26 protein-coding genes and 1 pseudogene are annotated in these 25,191 nt (G+C 71.8%); 18 read left to right on the top strand and 9 right to left on the bottom strand.

Annotated features, from left to right (window positions below):
- Positions 1–356 precede the first annotated feature (356 nt).
- Entirely contained in the window at positions 357–887 is a 531-nt protein-coding gene (locus tag VAB18032_RS24205; RefSeq protein WP_013735559.1) for a DUF6232 family protein, read from the top strand.
- A gap of 24 nt (positions 888–911) precedes the next feature.
- On the opposite strand, the gene VAB18032_RS24200 is transcribed toward VAB18032_RS24205, so the two are convergent.
- Complete coding sequence (locus VAB18032_RS24200; protein WP_013735558.1) at positions 912–1,241, bottom strand: DUF3817 domain-containing protein; 330 nt, start codon at positions 1,239–1,241, stop codon at positions 912–914.
- Between the two features lie 23 nt (positions 1,242–1,264).
- Positions 1,265–1,717, bottom strand: a complete 453-nt coding sequence (locus VAB18032_RS24195) for a hypothetical protein (RefSeq protein ID WP_193386269.1) — start codon at positions 1,715–1,717, stop codon at positions 1,265–1,267.
- A 126-nt stretch (positions 1,718–1,843) separates the two neighbouring features.
- On the opposite strand from VAB18032_RS24195, the gene VAB18032_RS24190 reads away from it, so the two are divergent.
- From VAB18032_RS24190 to VAB18032_RS24180, 3 genes are read left to right on the top strand one after another with little or no spacing between them, the layout of a single operon-like run.
- Entirely contained in the window at positions 1,844–2,158 is a 315-nt protein-coding gene (locus VAB18032_RS24190; RefSeq protein WP_050814650.1) for a DUF6158 family protein, read from the top strand.
- Positions 2,158–2,472 (top strand): SRPBCC family protein, encoded by a 315-nt coding sequence (locus VAB18032_RS24185; protein WP_013735555.1) that lies wholly within the window; start codon positions 2,158–2,160, stop codon positions 2,470–2,472. The genes VAB18032_RS24190 and VAB18032_RS24185 overlap by 1 nt, the downstream gene beginning before the upstream one ends.
- Positions 2,473–2,509: 37 nt before the next feature.
- A complete protein-coding gene (locus tag VAB18032_RS24180) occupies positions 2,510–3,046 on the top strand; it encodes a DUF1360 domain-containing protein (RefSeq protein WP_013735554.1) in 537 nt (178 codons plus the stop codon).
- Between the two features lie 71 nt (positions 3,047–3,117).
- Here VAB18032_RS24180 and VAB18032_RS24175 read toward each other — a convergent pair whose 3' ends face one another.
- From VAB18032_RS24175 to VAB18032_RS24165, 3 genes are all read right to left on the bottom strand, one after another.
- Complete coding sequence (locus VAB18032_RS24175) at positions 3,118–3,312, bottom strand: hypothetical protein (RefSeq protein ID WP_013735553.1); 195 nt, start codon at positions 3,310–3,312, stop codon at positions 3,118–3,120.
- Between the two features lie 43 nt (positions 3,313–3,355).
- Positions 3,356–3,607, bottom strand: coding sequence for a hypothetical protein (locus VAB18032_RS24170; protein WP_050814790.1), 252 nt, complete (start codon positions 3,605–3,607; stop codon positions 3,356–3,358).
- Between the two features lie 247 nt (positions 3,608–3,854).
- On the bottom strand, positions 3,855–4,973 hold the full coding sequence (locus tag VAB18032_RS24165; protein WP_050814649.1) for a 3-deoxy-7-phosphoheptulonate synthase: 1,119 nt from the start codon (positions 4,971–4,973) through the stop codon (positions 3,855–3,857).
- Positions 4,974–5,277: 304 nt separating this feature from the next.
- Between VAB18032_RS24165 and VAB18032_RS24160 the strand changes: the two genes are divergently transcribed.
- From VAB18032_RS24160 to VAB18032_RS24120, 9 genes are all read left to right on the top strand, one after another.
- The gene (locus VAB18032_RS24160) at positions 5,278–6,432 is read left to right on the top strand and encodes an alkaline phosphatase PhoX (protein WP_013735550.1); all 1,155 of its coding nucleotides are present in this window, start codon (positions 5,278–5,280) and stop codon (positions 6,430–6,432) included.
- Positions 6,433–6,544: 112 nt separating this feature from the next.
- Positions 6,545–6,760 (top strand): hypothetical protein, encoded by a 216-nt coding sequence (locus VAB18032_RS24155; protein WP_013735549.1) that lies wholly within the window; start codon positions 6,545–6,547, stop codon positions 6,758–6,760.
- A gap of 98 nt (positions 6,761–6,858) precedes the next feature.
- Entirely contained in the window at positions 6,859–8,151 is a 1,293-nt protein-coding gene (locus VAB18032_RS24150; protein WP_013735548.1) for a M16 family metallopeptidase, read from the top strand.
- Between the two features lie 174 nt (positions 8,152–8,325).
- A complete protein-coding gene (locus tag VAB18032_RS24145; protein WP_013735547.1) occupies positions 8,326–9,684 on the top strand; it encodes a M16 family metallopeptidase in 1,359 nt (452 codons plus the stop codon).
- A 65-nt stretch (positions 9,685–9,749) separates the two neighbouring features.
- A complete protein-coding gene (locus VAB18032_RS24140) occupies positions 9,750–10,772 on the top strand; it encodes an aspartate-semialdehyde dehydrogenase (protein WP_013735546.1) in 1,023 nt (340 codons plus the stop codon).
- A 79-nt stretch (positions 10,773–10,851) separates the two neighbouring features.
- On the top strand, positions 10,852–11,268 hold the full coding sequence (locus tag VAB18032_RS24135; protein WP_013735545.1) for a CBS domain-containing protein: 417 nt from the start codon (positions 10,852–10,854) through the stop codon (positions 11,266–11,268).
- 222 nt (positions 11,269–11,490) lie between these two features.
- On the top strand, positions 11,491–11,859 hold the full coding sequence (locus VAB18032_RS24130; protein ID WP_013735544.1) for an SCP2 sterol-binding domain-containing protein: 369 nt from the start codon (positions 11,491–11,493) through the stop codon (positions 11,857–11,859).
- Positions 11,859–13,919 carry an amylo-alpha-1,6-glucosidase gene (locus VAB18032_RS24125; RefSeq protein ID WP_013735543.1) on the top strand — a complete coding sequence of 687 codons (2,061 nt, stop codon included), beginning with the start codon at positions 11,859–11,861 and terminating at the stop codon, positions 13,917–13,919. Before VAB18032_RS24130 ends, VAB18032_RS24125 begins: the two co-directional genes overlap by 1 nt.
- A gap of 94 nt (positions 13,920–14,013) precedes the next feature.
- Positions 14,014–14,763, top strand: coding sequence for a lysophospholipid acyltransferase family protein (locus VAB18032_RS24120; RefSeq protein WP_013735542.1), 750 nt, complete (start codon positions 14,014–14,016; stop codon positions 14,761–14,763).
- Between the two features lie 9 nt (positions 14,764–14,772).
- Here the strand turns inward: VAB18032_RS24120 and VAB18032_RS24115 are convergent, their stop codons facing one another.
- The 4 genes from VAB18032_RS24115 to VAB18032_RS24100 all read right to left on the bottom strand — a co-directional run bounded on the left by VAB18032_RS24115 (position 14,773) and on the right by VAB18032_RS24100 (position 18,603).
- Complete coding sequence (locus VAB18032_RS24115; RefSeq protein ID WP_013735541.1) at positions 14,773–15,465, bottom strand: hypothetical protein; 693 nt, start codon at positions 15,463–15,465, stop codon at positions 14,773–14,775.
- Positions 15,466–15,540: 75 nt separating this feature from the next.
- A complete protein-coding gene (locus VAB18032_RS24110; RefSeq protein WP_013735540.1) occupies positions 15,541–16,254 on the bottom strand; it encodes a response regulator transcription factor in 714 nt (237 codons plus the stop codon).
- Complete coding sequence (locus tag VAB18032_RS24105) at positions 16,227–17,435, bottom strand: hypothetical protein (RefSeq protein WP_013735539.1); 1,209 nt, start codon at positions 17,433–17,435, stop codon at positions 16,227–16,229. The genes VAB18032_RS24110 and VAB18032_RS24105 overlap by 28 nt, the downstream gene beginning before the upstream one ends.
- Positions 17,425–18,603, bottom strand: a complete 1,179-nt coding sequence (locus VAB18032_RS24100; RefSeq protein WP_013735538.1) for a sensor histidine kinase — start codon at positions 18,601–18,603, stop codon at positions 17,425–17,427. Before VAB18032_RS24100 ends, VAB18032_RS24105 begins: the two co-directional genes overlap by 11 nt.
- A gap of 255 nt (positions 18,604–18,858) precedes the next feature.
- On the opposite strand from VAB18032_RS24100, the pseudogene VAB18032_RS24095 reads away from it, so the two are divergent.
- The 5 genes and pseudogenes from VAB18032_RS24095 to VAB18032_RS24080 form a co-directional block, all read left to right on the top strand.
- A pseudogene (locus VAB18032_RS24095) lies at positions 18,859–19,962 on the top strand (PQQ-dependent sugar dehydrogenase); the annotation flags it as partial.
- 123 nt (positions 19,963–20,085) lie between these two features.
- Positions 20,086–20,388, top strand: coding sequence for a cellulose binding domain-containing protein (locus tag VAB18032_RS33565; protein WP_415878020.1), 303 nt, complete (start codon positions 20,086–20,088; stop codon positions 20,386–20,388).
- A gap of 230 nt (positions 20,389–20,618) precedes the next feature.
- Complete coding sequence (locus VAB18032_RS24090; protein ID WP_013735536.1) at positions 20,619–21,533, top strand: glycosyltransferase; 915 nt, start codon at positions 20,619–20,621, stop codon at positions 21,531–21,533.
- Positions 21,530–23,380, top strand: a complete 1,851-nt coding sequence (locus VAB18032_RS24085) for an ABC transporter ATP-binding protein (protein WP_013735535.1) — start codon at positions 21,530–21,532, stop codon at positions 23,378–23,380. The genes VAB18032_RS24090 and VAB18032_RS24085 overlap by 4 nt, the downstream gene beginning before the upstream one ends.
- Positions 23,377–25,161, top strand: coding sequence for an ABC transporter ATP-binding protein (locus tag VAB18032_RS24080; RefSeq protein ID WP_013735534.1), 1,785 nt, complete (start codon positions 23,377–23,379; stop codon positions 25,159–25,161). The genes VAB18032_RS24085 and VAB18032_RS24080 overlap by 4 nt, the downstream gene beginning before the upstream one ends.
- The last annotated feature ends 30 nt before the right edge of the window (positions 25,162–25,191 follow it).

The raw sequence follows: 25,191 nt of genomic DNA, 5'->3' as shown, positions 1-25,191 counted from the left end.
CGACTCGCCCAACGTAGTACGCGACAGGAGTCGGTGGCAGTGAAAGCCGAGACCAATGGGGATGCTGAGCTTGAATCACGTTCTTGTTCCGTAGCAATAGTCCGGTATACCGGAGATGCGCAAGGGGTCGGTCTCGGCACATGACGTCGGATGACTCCGCGGTATGTCCGACAAGCCGGACTCGGGGTGGTGTTTCCGGCGTCGCCGGTCCGTCCGAACCCCGCTGAGCACCGCAAACCGGCAGGCCAGGGTGGCGAGGCGGGCACACAATGAAGCCACAGCCGGGATTCCCGCACATCTGCATCGATGGGGCCGGCAAGCGGGCCGCCCCCCACACCAGCAGTGGAGGAGGGGCCGTGGAGCGTGAAGGTGCGACGACACGACCGCCCTGGTCGCCGGGCGGTACCGCAGGTGGCAGACCGACCCTGCTCTACGCCCGACCCGGGATCATCGTCACGGCCGACCGGTTCACCGTCGGCAGCACCAGTTGGCGGGTCGCCGAACTGACCCACCTGCACACCACCCGGGGGCCACACGACCGGGTGGCCATGCGGGCCGCCCTGGTCTCCGCCGCCGTGATCGGTGGGATCGGGCTGGCGCTCGGCTTCACCGGAGGGCTGCACCGGCTCACCGCCGGGGCGTACCTCCTGCTCGGGGTGGTGTTCCTGGTGCCGATCCTGGTCGCGGCGGCCGGCGACCGGTGGCGGCCGCCGGCGTACGAGCTGTGGGGGCAGCGCGGCGGAGTGCCGGAGTTGCTGTTCAGCAGCGACGACGAGCACCAGTTCGGGCAGGTGAGCCGCGCGCTGCGGCGGGCCTTCGAGATCCACCGCCACGGCGGCTGGGAGGACCCGCTCGCGAACGCCGACCTGTGGCGTCCCCGGCGCTGAGACCGCTGGCGACGAAGGGTCGGATCAGCCGGCGACCGGCTGCGGCGCCGGCTCAGCGTGCTGGGCGAGGACGAGGGTGCTCACCCGGCGCTCGGCCCAGAAGGAGAGGAACGGCACCGTCCCGGCCAGCATCACCAGGATCATCCGCTTGAGCGGCCAGTCGACCCGGCGGGACAGGTCGAAGGTGGCGACCAGGTAGAGCATGTAGAGGAAGCCGTGCGCCTGGCCGACGGTCTCCACCACGATCGGCTCGTCGAAGCCGTACTTCAACGGCATGCCGATGACGACCAGCAGGATCAGCACCACACCGACGATCCAGGCGATCACGCGGTAACGGGTGAGAGCAGCGCGCACTTCTCGTGTCCTTCCGGGCCGGCTCAGCCGGGATAGTCGCCGGGCTTCGCGCCCGGATTGGCGTTCAACCATGACAGGTAGCGGTTGTACGCGGCCAGTTCCGCGTCCTCCTCGCCGTGACCGCCGACGGTACGGGTGACCCGTACCGGCCGGCCGATGCCGGGCCGCGGCCGTACGCCCGCCGCCTCGACGGCCTCGGCCCTCTCGACGACCGTGGGATCGCCGGCGTCGGGTGCCTCGCCGACGGCTGCGCTCGGGCCTGCCTCGGCGCCCCGCAGCGCGTGGCGGACCTCACGCCACCAGACGAAGACCACGAACCCGGCGAAGATCGGCCACTCCACCGCGTAGCCCCAGCTGATGGCGTTGCCGGCGGCGGCGCGGCTGACCTGCCACCAGCCCAGCGCCAGGAAGGCCGTCACCAGTACGACCATGGCCACGTGGCGGGCGATCCACGCCGGGGTCCAGAGCCGCTTCATGGCACCGAGGGTACCGGGACCGGCGCTGCTCTCCGACACCGTGTCGTAGTGGCGGCGGTGGTTTGGCCGTCCGGGCGGTGGGCAACCGTACAGACGCCAGGCCCACGACCGACTAGGGGGCGCGAGATGAGGGCACAGGACGGATTTCCTCCCGGCGGCACCGAGGTGAGCCCCGAGCAGCGGATCCCGGAATGGGGTGACGACCGGGTGGCCGCGCCGATCCTCGACGCCGACCTGCCCGGCATCGACCCGGCGGAGTTGGCCGAGGAGGACCTCATCCGCGAGATGGAGAGTCTGCACCGGACCCGGCTGGACACGTTGCGGCACGCGACCGACTCGGCGCTCGCCACCCACCTGCGGCGTACCGCCGAACTGGAGACCGAGTACCTGGCCCGCCACCCCGGTCGGGAGGTCGACCCGAGCCGGCTGCGGGACGCGTGATGGCGTACGCGGAACGGGGCATCTCCGCGCCGCCCGAGGTCGTCTTCAACACCGCGACCGACCCCGACCGGAGCTCCGCCTGGCTGCCCGAGCCGCTGCTGTCCGCCGTCCCCGACGGGGACCCGGACGGCCTGTGGGCCCGCTGGCGCGCGCGGGACACGGACTGGACGGCCGAGCTGCGGGTGGCAGCGGAGGACTCGGGTGGCACCCGGGCTCGGCTCGACCTGGTCGGCGACGGTCGACCCGACCGGCTGGCCGACCAGGCGCTGACCAACCTGGCCCGCGAAGTGGCCGACAACCTCCAGGCCGGCTGACCGCCCGCCTGGGAAGCGTGATCAGAAGGAGTCCCGGGTGAGCTTGCTGAAGCAGAAGGTGACCAGGCTGCGCCAGGCGTACGCCCCGCACGAGCACCGCCCCCTCGGCGGTTACCTGGTGGCCATGGGCACCTACGCCGGGGTGGCGGGTGCCATCGCCGCCCTGGTCAAGGCGACCGGGCGTACCGTGCCGCAGCGGCCGGCCACCGCCGACGTGGTGCTCCTGTCGATCGCGACCCACAAGCTCAGCCGGCTGCTGTCGAAGGACGCTGTGACCAGCCCGCTGCGCGCGCCGTTCACCCGCTACGACCGGCCGATCGGCAGTGGCGAGGTGATGGAACAGGTACGCGACTCCGGCAGCCCCACCCGGCACGCGATAGGTGAACTGCTCAGCTGCCCGTTCTGCCTGGCGGTCTGGGTGGCCACCGGCATGACCGGGGGTCTGGTGCTGGCGCCACGGCTGACCCGGCTGGTCGCCACCGCCCTGACCGCGGTGGCCGCCTCCGACTTCCTCCAGATGGCGTACGCGATGGCCCAGCAGGGTGCGGAAGGCCACCACCGCTCCGCGGACTGAGCGATCCTACGAGCAGGCAGAACCGCCGGCCCGGTGTTCCGGGCCGGCGGTTTCGGCGTACGGATGCGGGTTCAGCGCTGCATGCCCGACCAGCCGCGTGGTGACTCCGGCTCCCGCTCGTCCTGGTCGGCGCCGGTCAGGATGTCGTCGTCGACGGCGGTGGTCTCGTGTTCGTTTGCGAAATCCGGCTCGGGCAGGGTGTCCCTGCCCTCCGGGGGTTGCGCGAGCGCGGGCGTCTGGTCGTGGTCCTCGGTGGGCTGCGACATCACGGTCCTCTCCTGGTCGCCGCCGGATCGGCTGGTGAGGGGGTCAGCCCACTGAGCCGCCCAGCAGGTCGGTCACCTCGTCGACCGCGTACTCGCCCTGGGGCAGCGCGTTCAGCCGGGCGAGCAGCTGCGCGGGCAGCTCCGCCGCGACCGCGCGGCGGTAGATGTCGACCTGGCTGATCCGCTCCTGGCCGCGGTAGAGGTCGTCGAGCAGCTCGTCCAACGGCCGGGTGTCCACCGCCTCGACCTCGATCTCGTCCGGTACGGCGGCGAGCGTGCCGGGCAGGTCGGTCACGGGTGGGTCGATCGCGGCGGTGTCGACCACCGGCACGTCGGCCAGCACGGCTTCCGGCAGGCGGGCCTGCGTCGTCGGCGCGGGTGCCCCGGTCACGGGTACGTCGTCGGTCACGCCCGTCAGCTACCCGCGCCCTCTGCACCCAAACACCCACCCCGTCCGGCCCCGCCCCAGCTCCGTCGGTCAGGAAGTTGTCGTGAGCGGACAACTTCCTGACCGACCCGAGCGGGGACGGGCCGGTCGTCGCTCAGGCGGGGGCGGGCAGCGAGTGCGGGTCGGCGCTGGAGCGGGTGGCCCGGCGGGCGCGTACGGCGGCGGCCAGTTCGGTGAGCACCTCGTCGGTGGTGTCCCAGCCGATGCAGGCGTCGGTGATCGACTGGCCGTAGGTCAGCTCCCGGGTCGGGTCGAGGTCCTGCCGACCGGGGACGAGGAAGCTCTCCAGCATGATCCCGACGATGCCCCGCTGACCGGCGGCGATCTGCCCGGCCACGTCGGCGACCACGGCGGGCTGGTTGCGGTGGTCCTTGCCGCTGTTGGCGTGGCTGGCGTCCACCACCAGCCGCTCGGGCAGCCCGGCGGCGCGCAGCAGTTCCAGCGCACCGGCCACCGAGGCGGCGTCGTAGTTCGGCCGGCCCCCGCCACCACGCAGCACCAGGTGGCCGTCGGCGTTACCCCGGGTGTGCATGATCGCCGGGGTGCCGGAGACGTCGATGCCGGGGAAGACGTGCGGTACGCCGGCTGCCCGGATCGCGTCCACGGCGGTGGCGATGCTGCCGTCCGGGCGGTTCTTCATGCCGATCGGCATGGACAGGCCGGAGGCGAGCTGCCGGTGCACCTGGCTCTCCACCGTACGGGCGCCGATGGCCCCCCAGGCCACCGTGTCCGCGATGTACTGCGGGGTGATCGGGTCGAGGAACTCGCAGCCGACCGGCAGGCCGAGGCGTAACACGTCGAGCAGGAGCGCCCGGGCCAGCCGGAGACCGGCGTTGACGTCACCGGAACCGTCCAGCCCGGGATCGTTGATCAGTCCCTTCCACCCGACGGTGGAGCGCGGCTTCTCGAAGTAGACCCGCATCACCACCAGCAGGTCGTCGGCGACCCGGTCGGCCGCCTCGCGCAGCCGGTGGGCGTACTCCAGGGCGGCGGCGGGATCGTGCACCGAGCACGGGCCGACCACCACCAGCAGGCGGTCGTCGATGCGGTCGAGGACCTGGGCGGCGGTGCGCCGCCCGGCGACCACGGCCGAGGCCAGGTCGTCTTCCAGAGGTAGCTCGTGGTGCAGCAGCGCCGGGGTGGTCAGCGGTACGACACGGTCGATCCGCTGATCGATGACGCGACGGTTGTCCGGGGTCGTCACGGTGGGCATCCTTTCGCCGACCGCACCCCGGGGCCGGTGCCCGGGACGAGCCGGCTGCTCGTAGGCAAAAGGGCAGGAAATTGATTCCTGCCCGGCCGGCTCGAAAACGGTGACGTCAGATCATGGTGAGGTCACCGGCTTACGAGCCGGCTGCCTAAACCATCGATACGACCGCGTCACGGCGCCAAGAGTACCCGACGGTGGGCAACTGCTCACCCCATGGTCGGCAAAGCCTCCCCTCGCGTTCACCCTCATCGATGAATCGGTCGGTAATTTCAGCGACACCGAACGCTGCGAGTACCGGAGGTATTCGATGGATCGTCGTACCGTCCTGCGCGCCACCGTCGCCGGCGGCGCTGCCGCCTTCTCCGGCAGCCTGTGGGCGCAAGCCGCGGTGGCCGCACCGGCGCAACCCGGTCCCAGCCCGTACGGGGCGCTGCGCAGCGCCGACGCCAACGGGATCCAGCTGCCCGCCGGCTTCACCAGCCGGGTGATCGCCCGGTCCCGCCGGACGGTCGCCGGCACCTCGTACGTCTGGCACGACGCGCCCGACGGCGGTGCCTGCTTCACCGCCGGAACCGGATGGATCTATGTCTCGAACTCCGAGATCACCCCGGGCGGTGGTGCCTCGGCGATCCGGTTCGACGCCGACGGCAGCATCGCCTCGGCGTACCGGATCCTCTCCGGCACCAACCAGAACTGCGCCGGCGGCGCCACCCCGTGGGGCACCTGGCTCTCCTGCGAGGAGGTCAGCCGCGGGTACGTCTACGAGACGTACCCGCAGGGCGGCACCGCCGCAGTGCGCCGGGACGCGATGGGGCGGTTCAAGCACGAGGCCGCCGCCTGCGATCCGGACCGCCGGGTCATCTACCTCACCGAGGACGAGAGCAACGGCTGCCTGTACCGGTTCCGCCCGACGAGCTGGGGCAGCCTGGCCGGCGGCACGCTGGAGGTCCTGGTCGCCGGCAGCGCCACCAGCGGCCCGGTGACCTGGGCGCGGGTGCCCGACCCGTCGGGGGCGAGCACGCTGACCCGCAACCAGGTCTCCGGGGCCAAGCGCTTCAACGGTGGCGAGGGCTGCTGGTACGCCGACGGCACCTGCTGGTTCACCACCAAGGGCGACAACCGGGTCTGGGCGTACGACGCGGTCAACCAGCGCATCGACCTGGCGTACGACGCCGCCCGAGTCTCCGGCAGCGCGCCGCTGACCGGCGTGGACAACATCACCGGCGCCCGCTCCGGCGACCTGTTCGTGGCCGAGGACGGCGGCAACATGGAGATCTGCGTGATCACACCGGACGAGATCGTGGCGCCGTTCCTGCGGATCACCGGTCAGTCGTCCTCGGAGATCTGCGGGCCGGCCTTCTCGCCGGACGGCACCCGCTTCTACTTCTCCTCGCAGCGCGGCACCTCGGGATCGCCCTCGGGCGGCATCACCTACGAGGTACGCGGCCCGTTCCGCTTCTGACCGGGTCGCCGCATGAAACTGTTAATAGGGGGCCCGGCTACTACCTGAGGCGTTAAGAAGGGGCCCTTCCTTTCACGCGTGCGGGGTGGGGCTGGGGGGTATGGGGGCAGTCATGAGTGACGCGAAGAGCGACCAGGAGCGGGTCGAGTCCCGAGCCCACCTGCTGCCCGAGGAGGCCGCGGCCGGCAGCGAGGATCCCGAGGCCCAGGCCGACGCGATCCTGACCGAGTCCGATATCCGGGAGGACAACCCCAATGCCGCGCCGGACACGATCCTGGAGCGGCGTACCTCGGAACAGACGGTGACCCCGATCGAGCCGCCTGACTGAGCGACGGGTGCGGCGGGCCGCGTCCCCCGGCGGGGTGGGGCGCGGCACGCCCGCGTCCCGACCGCATCGGGCAGCGGAGATCGGATAGCGTCGGAGTCATGCCCGACAGCGGTTACCCCTGGCCCATCTCCACGACTCGACTCGACAACGGACTGCGCGTGGTGGTCAGCGAGGACCGCACCGCCCCGGCGGTCGCGGTCAACCTCTGGTACGACGTCGGCTCCCGCCACGAGCCGGCCGGACAGACCGGCTTCGCGCACCTGTTCGAGCACCTGATGTTCGAAGGCTCGGTGAACGTCGCGAAGACCGAGCACATGAAACTGGTGCAGGGGGCGGGCGGGTCGCTCAACGCCACCACCAATCCGGATCGGACGAACTACTTCGAGACGGTCCCGGCCGAGCATCTGGAGTTGGCGCTCTGGCTGGAGGCCGACCGGATGGGCGGCCTGGTGCCGGCGCTGACCCAGGAGACGCTTGACAACCAGCGCGACGTGGTGAAGAACGAGCGGCGGCAACGCTACGAGAACGTGCCGTACGGCGACGCGTGGCTGCGGCTGCTGCCGCTGCTCTACCCGCCGGGGCATCCGTACCACCACGCCACCATCGGCTCGATGGCTGACCTGAACGCCGCCGACCTGGCCACCTTCCAGGCGTTCCACCAGACCTACTACGCACCGAACAACGCGGTGCTCACCGTGGTCGGTGACACCACAGTCGACGAGGTCGTCACGCTTGCCGAGAAGTACTTCGGGGCCATCGAGCCCCGCGCGGAGATCCCACCGGCACCCGACGGGCGCACCGTGCCGGCCACCGGCGTACCGGCCGTGGAGACGGTGGTCACCGACGTGCCGGCACCCCGGGTGTACGTGGCACACCGGACCTACCCGTTCGGCACCCCGGGCTACGACGTGGTGACCGTGCTGGCCACCGTGCTCGGCAGCGGCCGCGGCAGCCGGCTCTACCAGCGCCTCGCCGACGGCGAACGGATCGCCCAGCCCGACCTCGTCGGGGCGTACGGGGTGGATCTGGCGCACGCCCCCGCGCCGCTTATCGCCACCGCCACCGCCCGGCCCGGGGTCAGTGGCGAGCGGCTGGCCGAAGGGCTGGCCGAGGTGGTCGACGAGGTGGCCACGGTGCCGGTGACCCCGAGCGAGCTGGACCGCGCCAAGGCCCTGCTGACCACCGCCTGGTGGCGGCAGATGTCCACGGTGGACGGACGGGCGGACGCGCTGGGTCGCTACGCCACCCAGTTCGGCGACCCGGCCACCGTGGCCGAGCGGCTGCCGGCCTGGCAGGCGGTGACCGCCGAGCAGATCGCCGAGGTGGCCGCCGAGGTGCTCGCCGCCGACGACCGGGTGACCCTGACCTATCGCCCCGAGGAGAAGCTGTGAGCGCGAGGAGTGAGCGGCGCGGCCCGGTGGGGCGCCGCGACCTGGCAGCAGCGAGCCCCGCAGTCGCGAACGAAAGGTTGGCACTGTGAGCGCGAGGAGTGAGCGGCGCGGCCCGGTGGGGTGCCGCGACCTGGCAGCAGCGAGCCCCGCAGTCGCGAACGAAAGGTTGGCCCAGTGACTTTGATCGCCGAGCGTCCGGGGCCGGGTGCGGCTCGTCCGTACCGGTTCCCGCAGGTGGTGCGCCGGGCGGTGGCGGGCGGCCAGGTGGTCGCCGCGCATCTGCCCGGGCAGAACCTCGCCGTGGCGCTGCTGCTGCTCGACGCCGGTGCCGGCCGGGAGCCGGTGGGCAAGGAGGGGCTCGGCGGGGTACTGGCCAAGGCCCTGGAGGAGGGCACCAGCCAGCGGGACGGCACCGCGTACGCGCTGGCCATCGAGGCGCTCGGCACCGAGCTGGTGACCGGGCTGGACTGGGACACCTTCCAGGCCAGCGTGCAGGTGCCGGTGGAGCGGTTGGGTGCGGCCGTGGAACTGCTCGCCGAGGCGGTGCGTACCCCGAAGTTGGACCCGGACGACGTGCGCCGGGTACGCGACGACGAGGCGACGGCGTTGCGGATGGACTGGGCCAACCCCGGTCCGCGCGCCGACGCGGTGCTGCGTGCCGACCTGTTCGGCGCCGACAACCGGTGGGGCCGTCCGTTGTACGGCGACCCGGACTCGGTGGCCGCCCTGGACGCCGAGGACGTCACCGTCTTCCACTCCGAGTGGTTCATCCGGCCGGGCACCCTGGTGGTCGCCGGTGACCTGGACCGGATCGACCTGGACGCGCTCGCCGCAACGGCCTTCGCCGGTACGGGCGGTGGGCCGGTGGACCGCGGTGGGCCGATCGACGTCCCGCTGCGTACCGGTCGCCGGATCATCCTGGTGGACCGGCCCGGCTCGGTGCAGTCGACGCTGCGTCTCGGTCACGTCGCGCCGCACCGGGCCCACCCGGACCATGTGCCGCTGGCGCTGGCCGGCACGGTGCTCGGCGGCGCCTTCACCTCTCGGTTGAACCACCTGATCCGCGAGGTGCGCGGCTACACGTACGGCATCCGGGGCGACTTCGCCTCGTCCCGCCGCTTCGGCCGGTTCGCGGTCAGCTCCGGGGTGCAGACGGCGGTGACCGCACCGGCCCTGGTCGAGTCGGTCGGGGAGATCGCCCGTACCCAGGCCGGTGGGGTGACCGAGGACGAGCTGGCGGTGGCCCGGTCCTGGCGGGCCGGGCAGCTCTCGGTGGAGCTGCAGAGCCCTCGGGCGATCGCTGCGGCCCTGACCACGCTCGTGGTGCACGACCTGCCCGACGACTACCACGCCCAGCTGCGGGAGGCGCTGCTCGCCGCCGACGTGGCCCAGGTGTCGGCCGCCGCCGCCACCCACCTCCACCCGGATTCGCTGACCCTGGTGGTGGAGGGGGATGCCGCGCTCATCCGCGACGAACTGGTCGCCGCCGGTCTGGGGGAGGTGATCGACCACGCACCGGCCGAGACGGTGTGATGTCGGTCGCCGAGGGGTGGGAAAGCGTTCCCGGTCGACCGGCCGGCCTGGGTAGCCTCGCGGGCATGAGGATCGGCATTGTGGGGGCCACCGGCCAGGTCGGTGGCGTCATGCGGCAGGTGTTGGCGGACCGGGAGTTCCCGGCGGAGCAGGTACGGCTTTTCGCCTCGGCGCGTTCGGCGGGGCGTACCCTGCCGTGGCGCGGCGAGGAGGTCGCCATCGAGGACGCGGCCACCGCCGACTACTCGGGGCTGGACATCGTGCTCTTCTCCGCCGGTAAGGGCACCGCCAAGGAGTTGGCTCCCCGGGGCGCCGCCGCCGGTGCCGTGGTCATCGACAACTCGTCGGCCTTCCGGACGGACCCGCAGGTGCCGCTGGTCGTCGCCGAGGTCAACCCGCACGCTGCCGCCGTACGCCCCAAGGGCATCATCGCCAACCCGAACTGCACCACGATGGCCGCGATGCCGGTGCTGCGGCCGCTGCACGAGGAGGCGGAGCTGGTCAGCCTGGTCGTCTCGACGTACCAGGCGGTTTCCGGCGCCGGTCTGGCCGGCGTCGCCGAGCTCGACGAGCAGGTCCGCAAGGTGGCCGAGGGCGCTACCGGCCTGACCTACGACGGTGCGGCGGTGGAGTTCTCGGCGCCCCGCTCGTTCGCCCGGCCGATCGCGTTCAACGTGCTGCCGCTCGCCGGTTCGATCGTCGACGACGGGTCGGCGGAGACCGACGAGGAACAGAAGCTGCGCAACGAGAGCCGCCGGATCCTGGAGATCCCCGGCCTGAAGGTCTCCGGCACCTGCGTCCGGGTGCCGGTCTTCACCGGGCACTCGCTGCAGATCAACGCCCGCTTCGCCCGGCCGATCAGCCCGCAGCGCGCCACCGAGCTGCTCGACGGCGCGCCCGGTGTGACGCTCAGCGAGGTGCCCACCCCGTTGCAGGCGGCCGGCCAGGACCCGACCTTCGTGGGCCGGATCCGGGCCGACGAGACTGTCGAGCACGGGTTGGCGCTGTTCTGCTCCAACGACAACCTGCGCAAGGGTGCCGCACTCAACGCCGTACAGATCGCCGAACTGGTGGCCACCGAACGCTGACCTCTCGGCCCCGACCAGGCGTTACTGGTCGGGGCCCTCGGGTAGACCCATGGTTGGCCGACACCGAGAGGGAGGCGCCATGACTACCGTCGGAGAGTTCATGACGACCCGGTTGGTGACCATGGACGGCAACGACACGCTCGTCGCGGCAGCCCAGGAGATGCGGGACTCCGCGATCGGCGACGTGGTGGTGACCGATGGCGACAACGTGGTCGGCATCATCACGGACCGGGACATCACGGTCCGCGGGGTGGCCGAGAGCCTGGACCCGAACACCACCCGGCTCAACCAGCTCACCACCAAGGACGTGATCACGGTCAGCCAGTACGACGACGCGGTCTCCGCCGCCGACCTGATGCGCACGTACGCCGTACGGCGGCTGCCGGTGGTCGAGGACGGCCGGCTGATCGGTCTCGTGTCGATGGGTGACCTGGCTGTCGAGCGGGAGCCGCAGTCGGTGCTCGCCGACATCAGCGCCGACGACCCCAACAACTGACCCGTACGCCCTGCCTGCCGGCTTCCCGACCACCGGGAAGTCGGCTTTCGGCTGTCCTGTGTGCCGGTCTTCCGGTCTGCGCCGGTCTTCCGGTGGCCTCACCCGATTCGGGCGAGGTTGACCGCGTACCGGCCGGGGACCCTGCTCTGCACGCCGAGGCGGGATCGGACCGTGGAGGGACACCGATCCGGCCGGGACCGACCGACGGGGGGAGAGGCGGCGATGGCGGAAGCGACCGTGCGGTTCTTCGAGGATCTCGACCAGCAGGGGTACGAACCGCTGCTGGCGAAGCTCTCCGGAACTTTGCGCTTCGACCTGCACGAGGGGCCGCAGACCATGCACTGGCTGGTCCGGATCGACCGGGGGCAGATCCGAATCAGCCGGGAGGACATGGAGGCGGACGCGGTCGTGGGCACCAGCCCGGGGCTGTTCGAGGACCTGGTCACCGGCCGGGAGAACGGGCTGGCCGCGCTGCTGCGGGGCGACATGACCATCACGGGTGACGCGCGCCTGATCGTGCAACTGGACCGGATCTTCCCTGGACCGCCGCACAGCGTCGGACCGCATCGCTACCGCAAGGGGGTGCGCTGATGGCACCGAGCCACACCGTACGGATCCTGGATGGCAACACCTTCGTCGTCTCGGAGGCGACCGGGGACATCGAGGCGACGCCGACCGAGCCGACCGGGCTGTTCTCCATCGACACCCGCTTCCTGTCGAAGTGGGTGCTCACCATCAACGGCGAGCGGCTCAACGCCCTCTCCTACGACGACCTCCAGTACTTCGAGTCGCGTTTCTTCCTGGTGCCGGGGCTGGCCACGCACTACGTCGACGCGAAGTTGTCGATCATCAGGGAGCGGGCCGTCGGGGGCAGCTTCCGGGAGAGCATCACCATCCTCAACCACGACGAGAAGGCGGTGGATCTGGAGATCCGGATGGACGCCGCCGCCGACTTCGCCGACCTGTTCGAGGTCAAGGACGAGATCCTGAACAAGAAGGGCGAGTCGTACGCCGAGGCGGAGCCGGACCAGCTGCGGCTGGGCTACCGGCGGGGCAACTTCCGGCGGGAGACGCTCATCTCGTCCTCCGAGCCGGCGAGCTATGACCGCAACGGCTTCTCGTACCGCGTCCACCTGGAACCGAACGAGCAGTGGGACACCGACATCCACGTACGCACCCACGCGCTCGGCCCCGGCGGCCGGGACCTGCGCATCGGGCTGCGGGTGCACGGCACCGAACGGCTCGCCCTCCAGCACGACCTGGAAGAGTGGATCGCGAAGGCACCCAAGGTGAACAGCGAGCACGGCGAGCTCTGCTCGACGTACCGGCGTTGCCTGGTGGACCTGGCTGCATTGCGGTTCGCGCCGCTGTCGCTCGGCGGTCAGACGCTGCCCGCCGCGGGCCTGCCCTGGTTCATGACCATGTTCGGCCGGGACAGCATCCTGACCTGCCTGCAGACGCTGCCGTTCACGCCGCAGCTGAGCGCGACCACCCTGCGCATCCTGGGCGCGCTGCAGGGCACCCGGTTCGACGACTTCCGCGAGGAGGACCCGGGTCGGATCCTGCACGAGATGCGCTACGGCGAGAGCGCGGCGTTCGAGGAGCAGCCGCACTCGCCCTACTACGGCTCGGTGGACGCCACCCCGCTGTTCGTGATCCTGCTCGACGAGTACGAGCGGTGGAGCGGCGACGCCGCGCTGGTCAAGGAGTTGGAGCAGGAGTGCCGTCGGGCGTTGCACTGGATCGACGACTGTGCCGACCTGGTCGGTAACGGCTACATCTGGTACGAACGGCGCAACACCGACACCGGTCTGGAGAACCAGTGCTGGAAGGACTCCTGGGACTCCATCTCGTACGCCGACGGCAGCCTGCCACCGTTTCCCCGGGCCACCTGCGAGGTGCAGGGGTACGCGTACGACGCGAAGATCCGCGCGGCCCGGTTGGCCCGCGAGTTCTGGGACGACCCGGCGTACGCGGAGCAGTTGGAGCGGGAGGCGGCGCAGCTGAAGGAGCGGTTCAACCGGGACTGGTGGGTGGCCGACGGCGGTTACTACGCTCTCGCCCTCGACCCGGACGGGCGGCAGTGCGACGTGCTCAGCTCCAACATCGGCCACCTGCTGTGGAGCGGCATCGTCGCCGAGGACCGGGCCGAGCAGGTCGCCGCGCACCTGGTCGGCGACCGACTCTTCTCCGGCTGGGGAGTGCGGACCCTGGCCGAGGGGGAGGTGCGCTACAACCCCATCGGCTACCACAACGGCACGGTCTGGCCCTTCGACACCTCGTTCTGCGCCTGGGGTCTGCGTCGCTACGGGTTCGCCGAGGAGGCCGCCACCATCGCCAGCGGGATCCTGGACGCCGCGCGCTACTTCGACGGTCGGTTGCCGGAGGCGTTCGGTGGTTACCGGCGCGAGCAGACGAAGTTCCCGGTGGAGTACCCGACGGCGTGCAGCCCGCAGGCCTGGTCGACCGGGGCGCCGCTGCTGCTGCTGCGGACGATGCTCGGCCTGGAGCCGCACGAGGGGCATCTGGCGGTGGAGCCGCGTCTGCCGGTGGGCATGGGCCGGATCGAGGTGCTGGACATCCCGGGGCGCTGGGGACGGGTGGACGCCTTCGCTCGTGGCCGTCTCGACCTGCACAAACTGGCCAGCTGACCCGTTGTCGACCGGCAGTGCCGGTGGCCGGGCGCGGCGTGCGCCCGGCCACGGTCCCTACCAGCGCGTAACCTACTCACGGTAAAGTTGGCGAATGCCGGAACTCGTGTACCCGCCCGTGATCGCCGCCGCCAAGACCATGTTCCGGGTGCTCGACCTGCGGCTCACCGTGCAGGGCTCACACCACGTGCCGCGCACCGGTGGGGCGGTCATGGCCAGCAACCACGTCAGCTACCTGGACTTCATCTTCTGCGGCCTCGGTGCGCTGGAGTCCAGGCGGCTGGTCCGGTTCATGGCGAAGGAGTCGGTGTTCCGGCACCGGGTGTCGGGCCCGCTGATGCGTGGCATGCGGCACATCCCGGTGGACCGGGGGGCGGGCGCCGAGTCGTACGCCGCCGCGCTCGCCGCCCTGCGCGCGGGCGAGGTCGTCGGCGTCTTCCCGGAAGCGACGATCAGCCGGTCCTTCACCGTCAAGGAACTCAAGAGCGGTGCCACCCGGATGGCCTGCGAAGCGGCCGTCCCGGTGCTGCCGGTGGCGCTCTGGGGCACCCAGCGGCTCTGGACCAAGGGGCGCCCCCGCACGCTGACCCGCCGACACACCCCGATCACCATCCTGGTCGGCGAGCCCCTGCACCCGGCCGCCTATCCGGACGCGAACGCGATGAGCGCCGAGCTGAAGACGCGGTTGCAGGACCTGGTCGACCGGGCCCAGCGGGAGTACTCGGACCAGCCCGCCGACGACGCCGACCGGTGGTGGCTGCCGGCGCACCTCGGCGGCACCGCGCCGACCCCGGAAGAGGCCGCTGCGCTGGACACCGCCGACCGGCGGCCCAGCCGGGGCTGACCCGGCGCCCTACCGTTGGCCCGAGGCCTCGCCGTACGGCAGTTGCACGGCGGTGCGTGGGCGGTAGTAGTCGTCCCGGGAGCGGAACTCGACCGGCAGCGACCCGGGCAGGATCACCCGCGTCGGACCGGGGACGGGCGAGACGAGGGCGAGCCGGGACAGGGCGTCGCGTTCCGGTGGGGACAGGTCCATCAACTCGGGCCGGGTCAGCCGGAAGGTGGCCACCGCGCGACGGATCTCCTGGCTCACCTGCGCGATCTGCGCGTCCGGCCCGATCAGGGCGAGCGCCGGCTGCTGGATCGTACGCAGTGCGTCGCAGACCACCAGCAGGCGCGCAGGGGAGTCCAGGCCGCACGGCGAAAGCTCCAGTCGGGACGGCCACTGCCAGCGGATCTGCCCGCTGACCGGGCCCGAGCTGGCCCGCCGGTGCCGGCCGCCGACCACGGCGAGTTGCGGGCCGGTGCCGACGTACACCAGCCGGTGGTCGGTGACGGTCACCGTGACCGTGTGCGGCAGCGCCCAGGTACGCCGGGACTCGGTGGGACCGAGCAGGTGGCCGGCCACGTCCACCTGCCACCGGCCGAGAATCCATTCGTCGCTGGCCGGCACCAGTTCGTGGCGCCGATCGAGGGTCGGGCCGGTGTCGTCCATCGCGTCGAACCGATGCGGCGCGATGAAGAATGGGGACGCGTCATCGTGCATCCTGACGAACCTCCGGTGCAGACGGCATCTGTGCACGAGCCTCGCCCAATTCGGCCCGCGGTGTCATGACGCCTGTTAGGGGGTCGGCCACTCGGCCGACGCCTGCGACCGGTAGATGCCGATCTCCTCCGGTCGGACGAGGCCGTCCTCGATCGCCCGGGCCAGCAGGGCCGCCTTCGTGGCAGCCGGCCTGCCCACCCGGCTGTACTTGATCCGCGCTCGGTCGACGTACTGCTTGACGGTGTGCTCGCTGATCCGCATCCGGCGCGCGACCGACGCCTTGGACATCGACTGGAACCACAGCAGCAGCGCCTCGCGTTCCTTGTCCGACAGCATCGGGCGGTCCGGCCGCGAGTCGCCGACCATCGCACCGGCCAACGCGGGTGCCACGTACGGGCGGTCACTCGCCGCGTCCAGTACGGTCGCCACGCAGTGTTCCCGCCCCTCGTGCTTGGCGAGGAAGGCCACCGCCCCGGCGTCCAGCGCGGCGAGGATCGTCGGCGGATCCGAGTGCTCCGAGTAGACCACCACGCGTCTGCCGGCCGCGCTCAACTCGGCCAGCTTGTCCAGCACGAGCCGGCCGTGCAGCCGCAGGTCGAGCAGGACGACGTCGGCCTCGGGCGCGGCCCGCAGCACCTCGTCGGGATCGTCACCGGTGGCCAGCACTGTCAACCGTGGCTCGGTCGCCAGCCAGGCGCGCACCCCGTCGACGACCACCGGGTGATCGTCCACGATCGCCACCCCGACAGGCCGCCCCGGCGTCATCGACGCCAGCGCGTCTGCGTCCATCTGATCTCACCGTCCCGCTCGTAGAGGTACTCCACCTGTCCGTCGCCCTGCTCGGGCTGCCCACCGGTGGCGTCCGGGCCGGCCCGGTCCGGGACGACCAGGCTGACCACCACCTCGTCCGGATTGGCGACGATGGTCAGCCGCGCCCAGTCCCGCTCGTCGGCGAGCGTGGCGGTGAGCGGTTCGACCAGCCGGCGACGGACCTGCACCGACAGTGGTGGTGGTGTACCTATTGTGACAAGGTCGATGGACAGGCCGTCCCGCTCGGCGAGATCGGCGGCCGCCCGCAACTCGTGCAGCAGTGGATGGGGCACGTCGTCGGATTCGGCGATCAGCCGCCGCAGCCGGGCCGCAGCGCGTACGCACCGGCGCTGCACGTCCGGATCGGACGGATCGGCCCGACCCTGCGCCAACTCGGTCAACACCTCGGTCGCGGCGTCGCTGACCACGGCCAGCCGGTCGCGCCGCTCGCCACGGGCCCGTTCGGCGGCCTCGCGTTCGGCGAGCATCACGTTGCTGGCAGCGGCGCTGGCCGCCCGGTCGCGCAGGAGCAACCCGAGCATCAGCGCCCCGGCGAAGACCGCCACCGGCAGCGACGACGTGCCGTAGAGGGCCATCGCGGCGCGGGCCAGGTCGGCCGCCCCGGTGGCCGCGTAGAGCACGACGGCGGTCAGCGCGGTGGCCGCGTGTGCGGCCAGCAGGGCGAGCAGCCACCGGACCGGCCGCCCCCAGAGCACCACCAGGAAGAACCAGGCGAGGGTGCCCCAGACCCAGTTGGCCGGGCTGAACAACTGCGCGCGTCCCACCGTGGCGAACACCGCCACGTCGACCGCGAGCAGCAGCCCGACCAACGGAGGTGTGGGCAGCGGAGTGTCCCGCAGCAGCCGGACCCCGGCGAGCAGCCCGACGGCCGCCACCAGCAGCCAGGCACCGAGCACCACCTGCGGCACGGCCAGTTGGGTACGGGCGCCGAGCACGGCGGGTAGCGCGATCGCGAGGTGCCAGACCAGCGCGATGGTGACCGCCACGATCCGGGCACCCCGGTCGGAGACCCGGGCCACCGCAGCCGCCGCCTGCCCGACGCCGACCTTCACCGCTGTCGTCGCTGCCCGGCCGTCGTACCCGCCGGTCACGGGGATGACCGCCGGGGTCAGGCGGATCGCCTCCGGGTCAGCTGACATCCGACCACTCCAGCCGGATCCGGGTGCCCTGACCGGGCGCGGAGTCCACCTCGGCCCGGCCGCCGATGGTCGTCATCCGTCCCACGACGGACTCGCGTAGCCCGTACCGGTGGGCGGGGACAGTGGCCGGGTCGAAGCCGGGGCCCTCGTCGCGTACCTCGACCGTGACGCGGCCGGCACGGGTGCGCAGGCGCAGCATGGTGGCGGCGCCGGGCGCGTGCCGGGCCACGTTGGACAGCGCCGCGTGTGCGCTCTCCGCGATCACCTCGGCCACCGCGGCCGGGAGCGTGCACGGCGGCAGGTCCGCGTTGACCGGCAGGCCGGGCAGGCGGGCGAGCATCTCCCGCAGACGTTCGTCCAGCCGCCGGGTCGCGTCCGCCGGCACCGACCGGGCCTCGGCCAGGGTGGCGAGGGTACGCAGATCAGCGGCGCACCGTTCCCGCAGCGCCGCCGACGAGCCGGTGACCACGCCCTGCCCGACCATGGTCAATGTGGCCAGGACGGTGTCGTGCAGGTCGCGGTTCTGCTGGCGCTCCGCCTCCCGGGCGGTGCGGGCGACAAGCGCCGCCCGGGAGGCGCGCTGGTTGGCCACGAAGTCGGCGTCGGCCCGCGCCACCCGGCGGCGCATCACCGCGGTCAGGATCGACGTGCAGGCGACCTGGGCCAGCAGGGTGACCGCGTGGGCGCGCGCCTCGGCGGTGTTGCCGGCCGCGTGCGCGCCGGTCGCGTAGGCGGCGGCGACCAGCAGCCCCGTCGGGATGGACCAGCGGGCCGGGGCGGTGGCCTGCGTGTTGATCACTGTGGTGCTGGCCAGGACGGCGATCCAGCTCGCCTCGCCGGGCAGCACCTCCGGTGCGACAAGCACCGGGATCGCCAGACAGGCGGCGATGGTGAGCGTCAGGTCGCCGACGACCAGGGGTGCGTCGATGCCGTGGTGCCAGGCCCGCGTCGCGTACCAGATCGACCAGACGGTCAGCACGGCCACGGCGGGCACGAGCAGGTCGGTGCGGACCGGCGGGGTGCGCACGGCGAGCGCCACCGCCGCGCAGACCAGGCCGCAGGAGAGCCGCAGCAGCGCCGGCAGGCGGGTGAAGGTGAACGCGAAGGCCCCGGTCGCCGGTGAGTCGACTGTGGTGGGTGGCGCGGTCAGGGTGGCCAGGGCCGGCATCGGGTAAGAGCGTCCTTCGCGACAAACGACCCGATCCGGGTACGCGCTGAGAAATCGAAGCCGGAGAATAACATAATGCGAGGTCGATGGGTGACGTTCAGTGTCGGGCGAGTTGTCGGACCTGGGCTCTTGTCCGATGAACGGCAGCGGGGTCGCCGCGCCGACCCGCAAATCGATGATCATGCCGCCCCGGTCGCCGGGCACCTGCGCGTCACGTAATATGCATTGATCAATGCCGATATCAGAGGGGGTGGCATGAGAATCCGACTCGCAGTCGGAACCGCACTCACCGCCGGCCTGGTCGCCGGCAGCGTCGGCCTCGGCGGGCTGGCCGGCGCGGTCCCGAGCGCTGAACGTCCGTCCGGTGCCGGGGCGGACCCGGCACCCGCAGCGCTCGCCGTCGGTGACTTCGACTTCACCCGGCCGGAGACGGTCGCCACCGGGCTCCAGGTGCCCTGGGGGATGGACTTCCTTCCCGACGGCAGTGCGCTGGTCGCCCAGCGCCCCACCGGGCAGGTCGTCCGGGTCCGGCCCGGCCAGCCATCCGAGTCGATCGTGCAGATCTCCGGCGTGAGCGCCACCAGTGAGGGCGGCCTGCTCGGCCTCGCGGTTTCCCCGACCTACGCGCAGGACGGCTGGATCTACGTCTACTTCACGACCGCCACCGACAACCGCATCTCCCGCTTCCGGCTCACCGCCCCGCAGACCCAGCAGACGATCCTCACCGGACTGGCCCGAGCGTCGATCCACAACGGCGGCCGGATCGCCTTCGGCCCCGACGGCATGCTCTACGTCGGAGTCGGTGACGCGGGACAGACGGCCACCGCACAGAACCCACAGAGCCGCAACGGCAAGATCCTGCGGATCCGACCGGACGGCTCGGTGCCGCCGGACAACCCGATCGCGGGCTCGCCCGTCTACAGCCTCGGCCACCGACACGTGCAGGGGTTGGCCTGGGACGCCCAGGGTCGACTGTATGCCACCGAGTTCGGCCAGAACACCTGGGACGAGGTCAACCTGATCGTGGCGGGCGGCAACTACGGCTGGCCCACCGTCGAGGGCCGGGCCGGCGACCCCCGCTTCCGGGACCCGCTGATCACCTGGACGCCCGCCGAGGCGTCACCGAGCGGCGCCACCATCGCCGGGGACCGGCTCTTCGTGGCCGCCCTGCGCGGCAACCGCCTGTGGAACGTGCCGCTGACCGGCACCGGCTCGGTGGGCACCCCGACCGCGGAACTGGTCGGCACGTACGGCCGGCTGCGCACCGTCGAGTACGGCCCGGACGGCTGGCTCTGGGTCACCACCAGCAACCGCGACGGCCGGGGCACCCCGGCGGGCAGCGACGACCGGATCCTGCGCTTCCCACCCCGGGACACCACTCCGCCACCGACCACGCCCCCGCCCACCACGCCGCCGCCGACCACCCCACCGCCCACCACGCCGCCCCCGACCACGCCGCCGCCCGGGCCGGCGGAGTGCACGGTGAGTTGGACGGTCAACCAGTGGAACACCGGCTTCACCGCCGAGGTGCGGGTCACCAACCGGGGCGCGGCGCTCAACGGTTGGACCCTGACGTGGTCGTTCAGCGGCAACCAGCAGGTGACCGGCGGTTGGAATGCCCAGGTCACCCAGTCGGGGCAGACCGTGACCGCACGCAACGCCGCGTGGAACGCCGCACTGCCCACCAACGGCACGGCGAGCTTCGGCTTCCAGGCCACCTACTCCGGCACCAACAACCGTCCGAGCGAGTTCCGCCTCAACGGCACGACCTGTCAGATCAGCTGACCGCGTACCGGCCCGGTCCGTACCGCACGGTCTGCGGTGCGGGCCGGGCGGCCTGCGGGCGGGGCGCGGGCCGCATCGACAGCGCGCCACTTCGGGAGTGCGCACTCGGGTCTGTCGAAATCCGCCACCGCGGCAACGACTCACCTGTGACGGGGCGCCAGGCGTCGCCGTGACAACCAATGAGCCCGCAGACCGGCCGTAGGCCGATCCGTTGCCCGCAGGAGTCAGCCGTGCCGAAATGCAGCGTCGTGATCTCGACCTACAACCGCAGAGAACTGCTGCGCCGAACCCTCGACTCGCTCACCCGGCAGACGTTGCCGCGTACCGATTTCGAGGTGCTCGTGTGCGACGACGGATCCTCCGACGGCACCGGCGACATGGTCGTCGGCTACGCCGACCGGATCGACGTCCACCACCTCTACCAGGAGGATCTCGGGGCGCGGGTCTCCGCCGCCCGCAACATGGGGATCACCGCCGCCCGCGGCGAGGTGTGCGTGTTCCTCGACGACGGCGTCGTGGCCGCCCCCGACTGCCTGCGTGCGCACGTCGAGGCCCACGAGGCGGCCGACGGCCCGCTCGCGCTGATCGGGTACGTCTGGGCCTACACCCCGCACCACGACGTCTCGGCCGAGGACGCCGCCCGGATGGAGCAGATCCTCGACCGCTCCGACGCCGACGAACTCATCGCCTGGTTGCGTGCCGACGGGCGACTGCCGGACTTCCGCGAGGAGTACTACGCCAAGTACGGCGACGACTTCGGCACCGAGCCCGCCCCGTGGTCGATCTTCTGGACCTGCAACGTGTCCGCCCCCACCGAGATGATCCGCGAGGTCGGCATGTTCGACCAGGGGTTCCGCGGTTGGGGCGGGGAGGACTGCGACCTCGGCTACCGGCTGCACCGCGCTGGCGCGTACGTCGCCCTCAGCCGTGCCGCGGCGGCGGTGCACATGCCGCACCCGGGCGCCAGCAAGAGCGAGGAGGCGTACAACTACGCCTACATGGCCGACAAGTACGACACCCCGATCACCCGGCTGCTGCACCGGTACACCAGCCTGGAGGTCAACCCGTTCAACATCAACGACGTGATCAAGGCCGAAGGGCTGCCCAGCTGCGCCGAGTACGAAGCGCAGGCGGCCGCCCGATGAGCTGGCTCGCCCGACGAGCCGCCGAGCGGTGGGAGATCGTCAAGCTGTTCCGGCACGCCGGGGCCGGCCTGATCGCCGCGCTGGCCGCGGTCAACCTGGTCCTCGGCGTACTGCCGGTGGTGTTCGTCATCGCCACCAGCATCATGCTCGGCAAGGTTCCCGGTGCCGTCGAGGCGGGCCTCGACTCGCCCGAGTGGGCGTCGCTGGTGCAGACGTTCCTGATCGGCGCGGCGGCTTTCGTGGGCCAGCAACTGCTGGCCCCGGTGGTCGCGCTGCTGCGCGAACTGGCCGCCCGCCGCGTCGACGGCGCACTCTTCCGCACCCTGATGGAGGCGTCGCTGCGCAGCCCCGGCATCGGCCCGCTGGAGGACCGGGACACGCTCGACGATCTGCGCAACGCCGCACGCGAGCTGGAGTTCGGCTTCCAGAGCCCGGGACAGGCCGTGCCGGGCCTGCTGGCGCTGCTGGCCCGGTACACCTCACTGGCCGGCTACGCGGTGGTGGTGGGGGTCGTCTTCTCCTGGCTCGCCGCGGCCGGGCTGGTCACAGTCGTGCTGCTGTTCCGCCATGGGCAGCGCGGCGGCCTGCGCAGATACGCCAAGGTGCGGTTCGCCGCGGCGGGCGCGTCCCGTCGGCTCGACTACGTGCGCGGCTTGGCCGTCGACAGCACGGCCGGCAAGGAGATCCGGGTGTTCGGGCTGATCGGCTGGCTGCGCGAGCAGCTCGCCGACGCGTACGCCCAACTGCTGGGGCCGGTGCGGGCCGCGCGCCGCCGGGTGTACCTGTGGCCGTTCGTGTGGTTCGCGGTGTGGGGTGTGCTCGTGACCGGCGCGTTGTTCGCCGGCCTGGGCGCGTCCGCCGCCGACGGGATCACCCTCACCGCGTTCGTGCTGGTGGTGCAGTCCTCCCTCGGGGCGCTGCGGCTGTCGGAGTACTACGGCGAGGCCGACTCCCAGACCTGCATCGGCATCTACGGCTACCGGGCGCTGCAGAAGTTCACCGCCCGCATCGACGCCACCGCCCCGGTCGACGCCCAGCCCACTGCGGCGCCACCCGCCCCGGAACCGGTCTCGGAGATCCGTTTCCAGGACGTCACCTTCCGCTACCCGGGTCAGGACCGACCGACCCTGTCCGGTCTGAACCTGACCATCCCGGTCGGCCGGTGCACCGCGCTGGTGGGGGTCAACGGCGCCGGCAAGACCACAATCGTCAAGCTGCTGGCCCGGCTCTACGAACCGGACAGCGGCGCGATCCTGGTCGACGGCGTCGACATCCGGACCTACACCGTGGACCAGTGGCGGGCCCGGCTCGGCATCATCTTCCAGGACTTCGCCCGGTTCGAGGCGTCGGCCGCCGACAACATCGCCTTCGGTGCCGTCGCGGCCCAGTCCGACCGTGACGGCGTGCGACGTGCCGCCGCAGCGGTCGGCCTGGGTGAGCTGCTCGCCGAGCTGCCGCAGGGCGAGGACACGCCGCTGGCCCGGCACCTCACCGGCGGCGTCGACCTGTCCGGCGGGCAGTGGCAGCGCGTGGCGCTGGCCCGGGCGCTGTTCGCGCTGCACCACGGCGCACCCGTGGTGATCCTCGACGAACCGACCGCCAGCCTTGACGTACGGGCCGAGGCGCAGTTCTTCGACGAGTTCGCGGACCTCACCCAGGGAGCGACCACCTTGTTGATCTCACACCGGTTCTCCAGCGTGCGCCGCGCCGACAACATCGTCGTGCTGGCCGACGGCGACGTGGTGGAACAGGGCACCCACGAGGAGCTGATGGCCGCGGGTGGCCGCTACCACCAGCTGTTCAGCCTCCAGGCCGACCGGTTCGCGACCGCGGAGGTGGACGCATGATCGAGGCGATCCGCGGTTCCGGGCGGCTGCTGGCCACGGCGTGGCGGTTGGACCGTCGCCGTGCCGCGCTCTCCGTCGTCCTGGTGCTGGCCGGTGCGGCCGCGGCCCCGCTGATGGCGTACGTGCTGGGTCAGATGACCGGCCAGGTCGTCACCGGTCAGGCCGCCGCCGCGACCCGCAGCGGCCTGCTCGTGGCGGCGCTGGCAATCGCGATGCTCACCTTCTCCCACTTCGCCCACATCGCGTACTTCGAGCTGGCGGAGATGGCCGAGGAGGACTTCGACGAGCAGCTGATGACCGTGTCGAACGGCTCGCCGGGCATCGAGCATCACGACCGGCCGGAGCTGGCCGACGAGATCACCGTGCTGCGCCGGGAGGGTCGGCAGTTGGAGGGCGCGATGGACGCCCTGATGAACGGGCTCGGCCTGGTGCTGGCCATGGCCGTCACCGGCGTGCTGCTGGCCGGGGTCAACCCGCTGCTGCTGCTGTTGCCGCTGGCGGCGCTGCCGCCGCTGGTGGCGGGCCGGGTGGCCGAGCGGATCCGGGACCGGGCCCGTACGGCGACCGCCGAGCCGACCCGTGTCGCGCTGAACCTGTTCCACCAGTCCACGTCGGCCAAGGTCGCCGGCGAGCTGCGCGTGTTCCAACTCGGCGACGAACTGACCGCCCGGCACGAGCAGCAGTGGGAACGGGCCACCCGCGGCCTGACCCGGGGACACTTCCTGGCCACCGGGGTCCACGCGGTGGGGCAGGTCGTGTTCGCGCTGGCCTACGTCGCGGCGGTGCTGCTTGTCGTACGCGACGCGATGACCGGCCGGGGTGGTGTCGGCGACGTGGTGCTGGTGATCGTCCTCGCGGTGCAGGTGAACCAGCAGGTCACCACGGCGGTGACCCTGCTGCAGACGCTGCAGCGCATCTCCGCCGCGTTCATCCGGCTGCGGCGGTTGAGCGCCGACGTCGCCGCGGCGGACCTGGGCGCGGCCGAGCAGGATCTGCCCGAGCGGCTGCGTACCGGCATCTCACTGCGTGACGTGTCCTTCGCCTATCACGGCACCGGCCGGGAGGTGCTGCGTGACGTCAACCTGGACATCCCGGCCGGGACCCGGGTGGCTGTGGTGGGGGAGAACGGCGCGGGCAAGTCCACACTTGTCAAGCTGCTGTGCGGCTTCTACCAGCCCACCAGCGGGCAGGTGCTGGTCGACGGCGTCGATCTGACGGCGGTGTCGCCGCAACGGTGGCGGGAACGCATCTCGGCCGGCTTCCAGGACTTCGCCCGGTACGAGTTCACCCTGCGCCAGAGCGTCGGCCTCGGCGACCTGCCGCACGCCGACTCGGTGCCGCACGTACGCGACGCCCTGGACCGGGCCCAGGCCACGCCGGTGGTCGACACGTTGCCCGACGGACTCGACACCCAACTGGGCCGCAGCTGGACCGACGGCCAGGAGCTGTCCGGCGGTCAGTGGCAGCGCCTCGCGCTAGGTCGGGCGATGATGCGCGGTGAACCGCTGCTGCTGGTGCTGGACGAACCGGCCTCGGCCCTGGACCCGGCCGCCGAGCACGCACTGTTCGAACGGTTCACCGAGCAGGCGGGACGGGTGTCGCGCGCCTCCGGCGCCATCACCCTGTTCGTCTCGCACCGGTTCTCGACGGTGCGGATGGCCGATCTGATCATCGTGCTGCGCGACGGCACGGTGGCCGAGGTGGGCGACCACGCGTCGCTCGTCGCCGCCAACGGCCTGTACGCGGAGCTGTTCGAGCTGCAGGCACGCGCGTACCGCTGAGGCGACAAAGACGAGGGGCCGTCCGGTGGG

This window comes from Micromonospora maris AB-18-032, from assembly GCF_000204155.1.
GTDB lineage: Bacteria > Actinomycetota > Actinomycetes > Mycobacteriales > Micromonosporaceae > Micromonospora > Micromonospora gifhornensis.
Note: the sequence above shows the minus strand (reverse complement) of the source record. Positions and strands in the feature narration are given on the sequence as shown.

Coding starts and splice junctions, on each gene's coding strand:
- VAB18032_RS24195 (WP_193386269.1), bottom strand. CDS start 1,717: ATGAAGCGGCTCTGGACCCCGGCGTGGATCGCCCGCCACGTGGCCATG.
- VAB18032_RS24190 (WP_050814650.1), top strand. CDS start 1,844: ATGAGGGCACAGGACGGATTTCCTCCCGGCGGCACCGAGGTGAGCCCC.
- VAB18032_RS24185 (WP_013735555.1), top strand. CDS start 2,158: ATGGCGTACGCGGAACGGGGCATCTCCGCGCCGCCCGAGGTCGTCTTC.
- VAB18032_RS24175 (WP_013735553.1), bottom strand. CDS start 3,312: ATGTCGCAGCCCACCGAGGACCACGACCAGACGCCCGCGCTCGCGCAA.
- VAB18032_RS24165 (WP_050814649.1), bottom strand. CDS start 4,973: ATGCCCACCGTGACGACCCCGGACAACCGTCGCGTCATCGATCAGCGG.
- VAB18032_RS24160 (WP_013735550.1), top strand. CDS start 5,278: ATGGATCGTCGTACCGTCCTGCGCGCCACCGTCGCCGGCGGCGCTGCC.
- VAB18032_RS24155 (WP_013735549.1), top strand. CDS start 6,545: ATGAGTGACGCGAAGAGCGACCAGGAGCGGGTCGAGTCCCGAGCCCAC.
- VAB18032_RS24150 (WP_013735548.1), top strand. CDS start 6,859: ATGCCCGACAGCGGTTACCCCTGGCCCATCTCCACGACTCGACTCGAC.
- VAB18032_RS24140 (WP_013735546.1), top strand. CDS start 9,750: ATGAGGATCGGCATTGTGGGGGCCACCGGCCAGGTCGGTGGCGTCATG.
- VAB18032_RS24135 (WP_013735545.1), top strand. CDS start 10,852: ATGACTACCGTCGGAGAGTTCATGACGACCCGGTTGGTGACCATGGAC.
- VAB18032_RS24130 (WP_013735544.1), top strand. CDS start 11,491: ATGGCGGAAGCGACCGTGCGGTTCTTCGAGGATCTCGACCAGCAGGGG.
- VAB18032_RS24125 (WP_013735543.1), top strand. CDS start 11,859: ATGGCACCGAGCCACACCGTACGGATCCTGGATGGCAACACCTTCGTC.
- VAB18032_RS24120 (WP_013735542.1), top strand. CDS start 14,014: ATGCCGGAACTCGTGTACCCGCCCGTGATCGCCGCCGCCAAGACCATG.
- VAB18032_RS24115 (WP_013735541.1), bottom strand. CDS start 15,465: ATGCACGATGACGCGTCCCCATTCTTCATCGCGCCGCATCGGTTCGAC.
- VAB18032_RS24110 (WP_013735540.1), bottom strand. CDS start 16,254: ATGGACGCAGACGCGCTGGCGTCGATGACGCCGGGGCGGCCTGTCGGG.
- VAB18032_RS24105 (WP_013735539.1), bottom strand. CDS start 17,435: ATGTCAGCTGACCCGGAGGCGATCCGCCTGACCCCGGCGGTCATCCCC.
- VAB18032_RS24100 (WP_013735538.1), bottom strand. CDS start 18,603: ATGCCGGCCCTGGCCACCCTGACCGCGCCACCCACCACAGTCGACTCA.
- VAB18032_RS24085 (WP_013735535.1), top strand. CDS start 21,530: ATGAGCTGGCTCGCCCGACGAGCCGCCGAGCGGTGGGAGATCGTCAAG.
- VAB18032_RS24080 (WP_013735534.1), top strand. CDS start 23,377: ATGATCGAGGCGATCCGCGGTTCCGGGCGGCTGCTGGCCACGGCGTGG.